The sequence below is a fragment of the Vibrio sp. 10N.286.52.F8 genome, from assembly GCF_041468745.1.
In the GTDB taxonomy this organism is placed as follows: Bacteria; Pseudomonadota; Gammaproteobacteria; order Enterobacterales; family Vibrionaceae; genus Vibrio; species Vibrio crassostreae_C.
Window position 1 is genome coordinate 1 of record NZ_JBFRJF010000087.1, and the last position, 449, is coordinate 449.

The window sequence follows — 449 nt, forward strand, 5'->3', positions numbered from 1 at the left end:
GATGGCAGTTTCACCATCACGCCAGATGAGAACTTCAACGGTGACATCGATATCAGCTTCGATATCTCTGATGGTACTAACACCGTTCAGGCTTCTGCGGATCTAACCGTTAACCCAGTTAATGACCTGCCTGTCCCTCAAGATCAACAGTTCAGTGTTGAAGAAGATGGAACGCTTATCTTCACCGATGCTGACCTGTTAACCGGTGCTACTGATATTGAAGGTGACAACCTAACGGTTGAAGGTGTGACCTACGATGGCGGTGACGGTATTCTGACCGACAACGGTAACGGTACGTACACCTTTGCGCCAAATGAAAACTTCAATGGCGACGTAAACTTCGGTTTCGATGTATCAGATGGTACCGATACGGTCTCTGCGAACATCGATGTAAGTGTGACTGCGGTTGATGATGCGCCTGTGTCTGGTGACCTAGCGTACTCAATCGA

Annotated in this window: 1 protein-coding gene; it reads left to right on the top strand. The window is 48.3% G+C overall.

Annotation, left to right across the window (positions count from 1 at the left end; genetic code table 11):
- On the top strand, nt 1-449 hold a 449-nt coding region (locus tag AB4133_RS22065; RefSeq protein ID WP_372225767.1), incomplete at both ends, for a tandem-95 repeat protein.